Genomic DNA, 11174 nt, shown 5'->3' on the forward strand with positions numbered 1-11174 from the left:
TATTGATTACAAATTTTGAACGTCCTTCATTTGTATAGCTTCATCATTCTTTTTATTCGAACGTAGTTTAGACAGAAAGTCCGGTATGGCAATCAGTGCCGGTACAAATATTGGCAAGAATACTAAGCACAGGGCTGCAATTCCTACGATTACGGCAGTTCCTAATTCTATTAAGAGTGACAAACCTGATGGTATAAGTGTAGCAAACGTTCCTGCAAGTATAATTCCTGCCGAGATTACTACTCCACCGATATGCTTGGAAGCTTCCACAATAGCATCCTTAGGCGAAAGATCAGGATATTCCTGGTATCGCATCATAAGGAAAATACTATAATCTACTCCCATTGCGACAATGATGATGAATGCGAAAAATGGTGCAAAAGAAGAAATGCCATCTAATTTTAGCACATCATACACAACAAAATTCATTGCATTCATCCCTATATAATAAGATCCGATTAATGACCCAACAATATAAAGTGGAATCCAAATATTTCTGATGACTAATACTAGTACTAAAAATACACTAATTAGAATTATGATTTTCGTACGATCTAAATCACTTTTTAAGACCTTATTCATATCATTTGTATTCGAACTTGGACCTCCAGTTCCAAACTTAGCGTCAGAAAGAACTGTTCCCTTTAGTCCAGATGATAGTGTATGATTAATCTTCTCTATTGTTTTTAATGCATTTGCTGAATAAGGATCGTCATTTAAAACAACAGTAATTTTAGCAATCTTTCTGTCTGATGACATGTAATTGTCCATTGATTTCTTAAAATCGCTGTTTGTTAAAGCGTCTTTCGGTATAAAGAACGTTTTATAGTCTGTTAATTGCGTCAGATAGTTGTTTGTCTTACCAAGTCCTTCTGCAATGTCATCTAGGCCATTGCCGCTTTTATCGATTCCACCTTTAAGCTGACCCATTCCTCCGGAAAGCTTAGATAACCCTTCATTCAGCTGTTCTTGACCATTTTTTATCTTCCCAACTCCAGAATTCAATTGAGCCATACTAGAAATAATCGTCTTCTGTCCAGCACTACCTTGCTTTAACCCATCTGAAAGTGAGGCTGCACCTTTTTGTAACTCATCCAAGCCACTTACCATCTGTTTTTGAGCTGATGCTAATTGTTTTAATCCATCGTTTGCTTTCTTAAAATTAGCATTTAATGTGTCATAGTTTTTACCTAACTCTACAATCCCGCCATTCATCTGAGCTAGACCTGTTGCTAATGCGGAACCATATTCTTTAAGTGTCAAATATTGATCATCGGTAGCTAATTGATCTGGATACTTTTCACCAAGTACATCGATTAACTGATTCATGCCTCCAAGACTCTGTTGTAACATTGGAAGTTGTTGCTCGATGCCTTTATATCCATCTCTTAATTTTGTGTAACCACTATGAAGACTCGATAATCCATTTGCAACCTCATTCGTTTTATTGCTAATTGTATCAATGCCTACTTTGACTTTGCCAATACCATCACTAATCCCAGCAGCACCATCTGCTCCTTGCTCTATTCCATTATCAATTTTAGAAAGTCCTTCACTAATACTACCAAGTCCAGTTTGAATTCCTCCAGTACCTTTTACAAGTTCATTTACACTTGAGAAGTCTGGTGTTGTTAAGCTAGAGCTCATTTGGTTTAACCCATTACTAATTTTGTTCACACCATCTTTTGTAGCATCCATTCCATTTGTTACAGCTACTGTTTGAGAGCTAATATAAAAATCATCAATTGGTTCAGCAGTTGGTTGCGTAACACTGGATACTTTTTTGACACCTTTAATGTCTTTTATCTCTTCAGTTAAATTGTCAATAACAGCTAAATACTCATTAGAATCCATTGGATGTTTACTTTCAATTGCGATTGTAGTCGGCATTGCCTGACCTTTATCAAAATGCTCCGCTACAATATTAAATCCTTTTGAGGCCGGTGTTGAATCGCCTAATTCCTTTAAAGTATCAAATGTCAGTTTTTGAGAATTAAACAGGATTGAAGGTACAGTAATAGCAAGTATGACAAGTGTTGCAATTACTGGATATTTAACTGAAACCATCGTTAATTTAGCCCACAATTTATTTTCTCCATGACCTGAAGCACCTTTTGATGGCCAAAATAGCTTATTACCAAGAACCTTCATCAATATTGGCGTAAACGTTAAAATTTCCAAAAGGAAAATGGCCGTTCCAATTGCAACGACTGTACCTGATTGATAGATTGAAAACTTTGCAAAGCTCAAACTTACAAAGGCAATAAAAACAGTAAGAATACTATAAAAAATTGTTTTACCTGCTGTTTTAAACGTATTTACGATGGCATCATCAACTGAATAGCCTTTCGTCAATTCCTCTTTAAAGCGATTAAATAGTAATATATTATAATCAGTTCCTACACCAAATAAAATTAAAATAAGGAGCAGCTGTGTAAGACTTGTTATAGGAAAATGAAGCTTTTCAATTAGCTGTGCAGCAATGCCCATCGAACAGAGATAAGATATACCAACTGCAAGTAAAGACACTAATGGAGTAACAATTGAACGGAACATAATGATTAATACAACAAGAATAAAGATAATCGTTAATGCTCCACTCTTGTCTACCCCTGCAATTGATACTTTTGTATAATCATCATTGATAAAGTCTTCACCTGTTAGATAATAAGTGACTTTAACATCTGCTAGCTTTCTATTAAATTCTTTTTTTATTTCATCAATGTCTCTTCCATTTATATTAAGCTTGAAAGATACTAATAAAGTAGTGCCATCTTTTGAAATTAAGGAGCTTTTCGCATCGGGTATATTAAACGGATCAATAATTTCATCCACCCCAAGCTCTTCTTTATTCTTTTGAATCTCTTTGATTCCAGACTCAATTTGATCCATGTCATTTGTTGATAATTTATTCTTGTCGTAAAAGACAATCAGTTCGTTATTTCCCTTAACCGTGCTCATTTTATTTAAAATTGAGTTCGCAATTTTTGAAGGGTTGTTATCACTTAACTCTCCCTGTCCTCTTTGTCTAAGAATTTCATTTATATCTGGCTGAAAAACTGTTAATAAAACTGTTGAAACAATCCATATTGAAAAAATAATCCAACGGAATTTTAAGATCTTTCTCATTAGAAGCCTCCTGTTTTTAAATACGTAAATTTATATTTTGCCTTTCATTTAAAAATGAACAATTGTTCACCAATGGGTAAAATGAGTTTCAAATTTGGGAATTTATATTCGTACTTTCATACGATTTGATCAACCAAAGTAATACAATAATGAACAATAGTTCACTAATGGGTAAAGAATATTCACATCAAAGGATGTGAGACATTTCTTCAAATCGTTTTTCTATATCCGTAAAAATGATATGTATTAATTGGTCAACTAAAATACTAATTCTAACTCCGTCTTCCTGAGTTCTTAACAGCGTATATACACCTTCAAGTAATGTCGTCGAAAGTACGTAGCAAATAAAAGGATCCTTAACCTCAATATCTCTTTCTTTCAGCTGTTGCATTAACTCCTTTTGAAGAATGATATGTATGACTGAGATCATTTCTTCTTTAAAGTTTTCAAATTTAGAGCCTTTACTTTTATCAAAGAGAATTAAAAGTTCTTTATTTTTCACTTTAAAAATATCTAGAATGACATCTTTAATATCTATTACTGTACAGATTGGATTAATACTACTATCTATGGAATCTTTAAGCGTTAATAATACATCATTATAAACTGGTTCGACTAAAGAATTAAATAGGTCTTCCTTATTCTTAAAATATTTATAAATAGTACCTAAAGCTATACCTGCACTACTTGCGATATTTCTGATAGAAGCTCCAAGATATCCTTTTTCTTTAAACTCCTCCAAAGCTGCAGCAATAATTCGATTTTTAATATCTTCTTTTAAGATTTGCATTCGTGAACCTCCGTTCATTTTTGAGGATATCATTGATCTAAAATTTTGTAAATTCTTTTTTATGATTTTTAAAAATTAATTTTATGAATCTATTTTCGAATGAATTTTCATCTACATAAAATAACAAGACAGGAGAAGAGTTCTGTCGTGATTTTCCTTTTAGTTTGTAGCAACATTTAATGTTAATTTACCCCATTCAACTACTATATAAAATGATCTTATTATAACTTTCAATTAAGAAACAATTCAATTGTACTAAAAAAGGATAGTAATAGCAGAAATTTATTCTGTCATACTATCCTTTTTCCAATATCAATTTTTAGGTTCTTGATCTGATTCATTCATTACATATTACATACTAACATCTGTTTCCTTACGTAATTTCTTACTTTTCTCACGTAATCCTACCCATAATAATAAACTCAGTACCAACAATACGCCTTCTAATGAAACTATATAATACGGATATTCTCCTAAATAATTTAGCACACTTTTTGTTTCAGGCTTCCCACCTAAGAACATATAATTTCCGCCTGTCTTTTTGTTTACTAACATAATAAATGGCATCAGGATATTTAAAAACAAAAATACCTTACCAATAGAATAAATTGTCGGTCGATAGCCTATAACCCAAGTAAAATATAAAGGTACTAATATGATTAAACTGTGTGTACCGAAGAAATGTATAAATCTAAAATGTGGAAAATCAAAAAATAAATACGGTGTTAAAACGGCTTGCATTGCACCTAAAATTCCAGTAAACAAAACAATCTCATAAACTAACTTATTTCTTGTTAACAATAATAAGATGACTAAATATAAGCTTATACTACATAACTGCAATGGTAACGAATCACTCGTTCTCCATATGTCATTCTTAACCATCCATAAATTATACAAAAGATCGGCTACAATCAGTAAGCCAGCTATCCCGAACTCTACCTTTCTTAGCTTCAATTCTTTTAATTTATTTCTACCTATATATAAACTGATCATACATAGAACTAATAAACTAATTACGATTAAATGACTTGTACCAAACGCTTCAAAACGTATCCCTTTACTACTTCCCCCAAATAAACTCATAACATCCCCCTGCAATTGATTTATCTTTTTATTTTAAATAGTATTCCTTGTTCAACAAATGCATGCATTTGTTTATAAAATCAGGATAATGTCAGTTCAATATAACTTGTCCTTTTTTTAAGCAGGAGTTTCTATTTAATTCACTATGTACTATTTTTTTGTTGATTGTTTTAATCTTATTACAAACTATTAAGATACAATACTGGTAAACATCGGCAAAGTTATTCCTTGAAAAAATAAAAATCAAAATAAAAATCCTAGCCACATTTCCACTTCATTAGTAGCTGAATCTGTCCCCATAAAAAAGCACTTTTAACATAAATCTTCCATCTTCAATTATACTCAAATTTGGCTTATTTTATATCCTTTTCTTAATCAACTGCAACGTAAGAACACTACGTAAACCTATATTTACTTTCCTTGTACTATCCCTGCTCAATTATTAACGAATAAAAAAAAGACCCCCAATTCTTCCTGAATTAAAGTAGTCTTTAGACAATGGATTATATAAAATCAAAAACGATACTTCTACTTTAGTGAGAGTGGCTCGCCCTTTTCATCAAATGCATTCTTAAAATTAAATGCAAAAGGCGTTGGGCCATTTTGTATGTAATAATCGTATCGCTTAAAGGCTTCTTCCCACGATACATCATTCAAATTCTCAGTCCACCATACTACATATGGCTGATGTTTATCTTGATAAGACTCCATCCATTTGTTTCGATCTCTCAATGCTTGCATATGATTACCCGAATATGTAAATTTGAATAAAGATTGAAGACTGTTCCACACAGTTAGTGTAATGACAGGGTCTCCCTCACCTTTTTTGATTTCTTCGGGGATTTTGACTCCAATTGGTGAAAAATCCTCTATGAGTTGTCCTGATTTTATTGCCTGACGAAATACATCATTTCCCACTCGATAAAATTCGCGTGAGGCTGGGTGGTCATTTGGGTGATTAAGTCTTCCAACAGTATAAATTGAAACCATTGCCATAAATAGACCTCCTTAAAGTTTTTTCTAATGTATATTCGAGAAGTTTGGTTAATCATTACTAATTTTAATAGAATTATAAAGAACTAGTCTTACAGTAAGAAATAGTCATAAAAGCTTTTCTTAGCCAATGTCTTAATTTAAGTATGCGTAAGTTGATTACAACTCCAGGTGCTCCCTTTCCGTGGGGCGGAGCTGAGCCTCCTCGGCATGCCTGCGGGGTCTCAGCTTTCCAGCATCTCCCACAGGAGTTGAGCACCTTACGTTGTAATCAACTTCTGGTTTTAAGAAAAAAAACAAAAGTAATCTTTTTGAGTATCAAAAAAGTTTCACTGAAATATTCTCCTTTGTTCAACTTTTTTACTTATAATGACCATACTTTTTAGTCAAAATAGAAATAATTAAAACACATATAAAACCAATAATAGTAATTAGATCTTCAAAACCAAGCAATTTATTTTTACAAAATATATTAGTGATGATTATAATGATAAAAATTAATATTACTATTAAATGTCTATTCTTAATTAATTGATAAATTAGGCTATTATCTGATTTATTTTTATTCATCTCAACTCTCCGGATAAGAACTCTAGTGGACCATAAAATGGATTTTTTTCTACAGAATTATATGGTATAAATTCAATTGTTTTTGCTTGATACATTTTATCGCGATGTTCATAAGTAATGATAATATCACCAATAAACATTGCTGGTGTTATTTGCCCGCTTACTCTTGCCATTAATTGTTTATTAATAACTTCATAATCAATAATTCCCCCAAAACCTATATCCTCGAAAAAATGTGAGGGTTCAATCATTCTCGTATCAACGGTAAATATTTTTTCTCCGATTTTAACTTCAGCTTTTTCAGTCGTTAACTTTGTTTTTACATTTTTATAAATAATAGCTAAAGGATTATCAACAAGTTCGTCAGTTAATCCGTTTGTATACTTGTAAACATATACCTCTTCATCTAATACATCTGTACCATATCCTTTGTTCAGACTAATGATTAATTCTTTCTTCGAATCTTCATTAATATCTTCATAGAATATTTTTGGAGCGAAAGTAGGATTATCTACATTCATCCAAAAAGGTCTATAGTATGTTTCTCCTTTAAAATAAATTTTAAATTCCCTAAACATGTCTCCGTCTTTTTTTGAATACAAAGTTATATTTTCCTTTTCTAACCTTGAAACTATCTCAAAATCCCCACTTTGGGCTTTTACTGGTTGGGGAATAGTCAGAAGAATAACTAACATGAACAAAATGAATCGTTTCATAGAAAACACCTCGTTTTAGTGTTCCCTATATGGTCAAAACATTCTATGTTAAAAAGAAAAAGAGCAAACCCAAAAGGATCTGCTCTTTTCATTTTATGCTCCATCATTAATGAAGCTATATTGTGCCATGTATAGTTTATAGTAGTGGCCTTTTAATTGAAGTAATTGTTCATGTGTACCACTTTCTTCAACATTTCCATTGCCAATTACCATGATTTTGTCGCAATCACGAATTGTTGATAGTCTGTGTGCAATAACAAATGAAGTTCTGCCTTCAAGTAATGTTTCAATACCATTTTGTACAAGCTTTTCTGTATGAGTATCGATATTAGAAGTTGCTTCATCTAAGATTAAGATTCTCGGATTTGCTAGTAATGCTCGTGCAAATGAAATTAATTGTCTTTGACCTAAAGAAAGTCTTGAACCTCGCTCATTTACGTCTGTGTCATAGCCTTGTTCCATTTTCATAATGAAGTCATGAGCATGAACAGCTTTTGCTGCAGCAATTACTTCTTCATCAGTTGCATCTAATTTACCGTATCTGATATTTTCCATGATCGATGTAGAGAATAGGAATGTATCCTGAAGCATGATTCCCATTTGACTTCTATATGACTCTAAATCTACATTTTTAATATTTTTTCCGTCTACTAATATTTCACCATTCGTTGGGTCATAGAAGCGACTTAGTAGTGATACAATTGTTGTTTTACCAGCACCTGTAGCACCAACTAGGGCAATCTTTTCACCAGGATTGATTGTAAAATTAACATTTCTTAATACTGTTGAATTTTCATCATATCCGAATGTCACATTATTAAATTTTACTTCTCCATTAATATGACCGATTGGTTGTGCATTTTCATGACTTATGATATCTGGATCAATATCCATAATATCAAAGATACGATCAGCAGCTGAGAAGTTTGAGATTAATGTATTATAGAAGTTTGATAAGTTCATAATCGGTCGCCAGAACATACCGATGTACATTGAAAAGGCAATTAACGTACCTACTTCAATTTCTTGGCTCATTACTAGCTTGTATCCTACATAGAATACAACTACTGTTCCGATACCCCATGAAAGTTCAACTAAAGGCCAGAAAAAGTCATTTAGTTTAACTGCTTTCATGAATGCTCCCATTAATTCAGAAACTTTTTCTTTAAAGTCTTTTTCTTTATCCTTTTCTTTCGCAAAAGATTGAACAACTTTAATTCCTGAAAAATCTTCATGTATAAAAGCGATTAAATTTGAACGTTTTTTACGATATACATCCCATCTTTTCCTTGCACGAGTTTCAATGTAAAACATTGCTGCAGCTAGAAATGGAAGGATTAATACCGATGCTAAAGCAAGCTTCACATTTAAAATAAACATTACAACCGTAACACAGACCAAACTTAATAATTCTGGAATTAATGTCTGGATACTTTGGTTAAATAAGTTTTGAAGTGCGTTAACATCACCCATTACACGAGCTAAAATTTTACCAACTGGGCGATTATCGAAAAATGTAAATGATAGTTTTTGAATATGTGTGTAAAGCTCATGACGAATATTTACTAAGATGTTGTTTGTAACAGAACTAATCATTGTCCATCGAATTCTTGATGAAATCATTGCTAAGTAATTTAAAGCAAGTAAAACGCCACCAATCATCATGAGACCTTTTACATCGTTATTTTTTATATTCGTATCAATTGCTACTTTCAATAAGTACGGGTTTAAAATACCAACGATCATAACAAATAACATTAAGCATATAACAATAAATGTTTTAAATTTATATGGTTGTAAATAAGTTCCAAGTCTGAGAATGATCTCGACTTTACTACGATTCAGTTGGTCTTCATCACGATTAATAGTATTCTGTGCCATTAGACCACCCCGCTTTCTACTGTTTCAAAATCTTTAAATTGCTCCTCATAAACTTCATAATATTTCCCTTTTAGAGCAAGTAATTCTTTATGATTTCCTTTTTCAACAATTTCTCCATTTTCAACAAATAAAATGATATCAGCATTTTTAACTGCCGAAATTCTGTGTGCAATAATGAATGTTGTACTATGAGAGAATCGTTTATTTAAGTTGTGTAATAATTCATATTCTGTTTCCATATCTAACGCTGAAGTTGCATCATCAAGTACTAAAATTGGTGCTCTACGCAATAGTGCACGTGCAATTGAAATCCTTTGTTTTTGTCCACCAGATAATCCGATTCCACGTTCTCCAATTTCTGTACTAAATCCTTCTTCAAGCTCTTCAATGAAATCTAAACAGCATGCAATACGGCAAGCTTCTCTAATTTCTTCCATTGTAGCTTCAGGATTTCCTAGTTTAATATTGTTTTCAATCGTGTCAGAGAATAAAAAAGTATCCTGAGATACTAGAGACATATTTGTACGAAGGCTTGTTAAATTAAAATCTTTCACATTAACACCGTCTACTAATAGTTCTCCCTCTGCCACATCATAAGAACGTCCAATTAAATGTAGGATTGATGACTTTCCTGCTCCTGTAGTACCCATAATCGCTACTTTACTGCCACTTGGAATATATAGATTAATATTTTTTAAGACCATTTCATCATTATATTTAAAACTAACATTTTTATATTCCACTGAACCGTCAACAAGGCTTGGAGTATAAGCGTCAGGTTTATTTTTAATTTCTGTTTTACGGTCTAAAATTTCAAAAATCTTCTTAGCAGATGCTTGGTTTTTAGAAAGAATATCAGTTAACCAACCTAGCATTCTCATTGGCCAAATTAAGTTCCAAATATACCCACTAAATGCAACTAACTCACCAAGTGTCATCGTATCTTGAAGTACGAAATAACCACCAACAATGATCATAGCCACTAATGCAATATTTGTTAGGAACTCAATAGAAGGAAAGTATTTACGCATTGTTTTCGCTTGAGCCATATTTAAATCATAATAACCACGATTCATTTTTAAAAATTTCAATGTTTCATGCTTTTCACGCGCAAATGCCTTTACCAATCTTACCCCAGCGATATTTTGCTGAGCTGTTGTATTGATTTCTGCAGTGTGATCACTAATCTTACCGTATCCGGCATTTAATAATCGATTTAATCTAGTACCCATATATCCGATTGGAATCATAATTGCTAAACAGATTAGAGCTAATCTCCAATCAATAAAAAATAAAATAATTGTACTAGCTACAAAATAAATGATGTTTTCTACGAATAATCGCAAGCCAAAACCAATTGTTTGCCAAATATTCTCTACATCTTCACCAATTCTTGAAAGCAATTCACCTGTATTCATAGAATCAAAGTATTTAAACTCGAAACTTTGAATATGTTGAAACATTTCGTTTTTGATGTCTTCATGTACTTTCGCACCAACTAGATCATATAAATATTCTTTTACATATCCAAGAACTGACTTAATCAATGTAATCGCTAAAATTCCTCCAATGATTGGAAGAATCACCGAGCCGTCTTTTTTAATAATTCCATCATCTACTAAAACCATCTGTAAGTAAGGAATTAAATGGTCAACCCCTATTACTAATAACATTGATAATGATCCGATAAATAATGATAATTTGTGTTTATAAACATATTTTAAAATTCGTAACACTATTGTACCTCCTTTGTATCAATCAACCTATTCTCTACGCAACCCTCCACAATTTTGACAAAAAAAGCCACGGGAATATTTTCCATACCCCATGGCCAAAAATTTCTGTACAAAAATAAACTGTAGCTTATTTTTTGCACAAAAAAGCCATGGGGAATATAAACCCATGGCTAGATCGTCATTGTATAATACGTTTTAACGTGGTCCGTCCTGCGCAGAGATAGGGTTCATGTTCATTATTAACTTGTAGTGTTTTTTTGCTTTTATTGTTAC

At 32.2% G+C, this 11174-nt stretch carries 7 protein-coding genes; all 7 read right to left on the reverse strand.

The window, feature by feature from the left end; genetic code table 11:
- Positions 1-6 precede the first annotated feature (6 nt).
- The 7 genes from ACX6U0_RS03550 to ACX6U0_RS03580 all read right to left on the reverse strand — a co-directional run bounded on the left by ACX6U0_RS03550 (position 7) and on the right by ACX6U0_RS03580 (position 10901).
- A complete protein-coding gene (locus ACX6U0_RS03550) occupies positions 7-3129 on the reverse strand; it encodes an MMPL family transporter (protein WP_464958620.1) in 3123 nt (1040 codons plus the stop codon).
- A 187-nt stretch (positions 3130-3316) separates the two neighbouring features.
- Positions 3317-3919, reverse strand: a complete 603-nt coding sequence (locus tag ACX6U0_RS03555) for a TetR/AcrR family transcriptional regulator (RefSeq protein WP_464958621.1) — start codon at positions 3917-3919, stop codon at positions 3317-3319.
- A 351-nt stretch (positions 3920-4270) separates the two neighbouring features.
- Positions 4271-5005: a YwaF family protein gene (locus ACX6U0_RS03560; RefSeq protein WP_464958622.1), complete on the reverse strand. Its 735-nt coding sequence runs from the start codon at positions 5003-5005 to the stop codon at positions 4271-4273.
- Between the two features lie 528 nt (positions 5006-5533).
- A complete protein-coding gene (locus ACX6U0_RS03565; RefSeq protein WP_464958623.1) occupies positions 5534-6001 on the reverse strand; it encodes a DUF3291 domain-containing protein in 468 nt (155 codons plus the stop codon).
- Positions 6002-6564: 563 nt separating this feature from the next.
- Positions 6565-7284 carry a hypothetical protein gene (locus ACX6U0_RS03570; protein ID WP_464958624.1) on the reverse strand — a complete coding sequence of 240 codons (720 nt, stop codon included), beginning with the start codon at positions 7282-7284 and terminating at the stop codon, positions 6565-6567.
- A gap of 93 nt (positions 7285-7377) precedes the next feature.
- The gene (locus ACX6U0_RS03575; RefSeq protein ID WP_464958625.1) at positions 7378-9165 is read right to left on the reverse strand and encodes an ABC transporter ATP-binding protein; all 1788 of its coding nucleotides are present in this window, start codon (positions 9163-9165) and stop codon (positions 7378-7380) included.
- A complete protein-coding gene (locus ACX6U0_RS03580; protein ID WP_464958626.1) occupies positions 9165-10901 on the reverse strand; it encodes an ABC transporter ATP-binding protein in 1737 nt (578 codons plus the stop codon). Before ACX6U0_RS03580 ends, ACX6U0_RS03575 begins: the two co-directional genes overlap by 1 nt.
- Positions 10902-11174: the final 273 nt, after the last annotated feature.

Source organism: Gottfriedia sp. ABJ_BB2_2 (assembly GCF_055484705.1).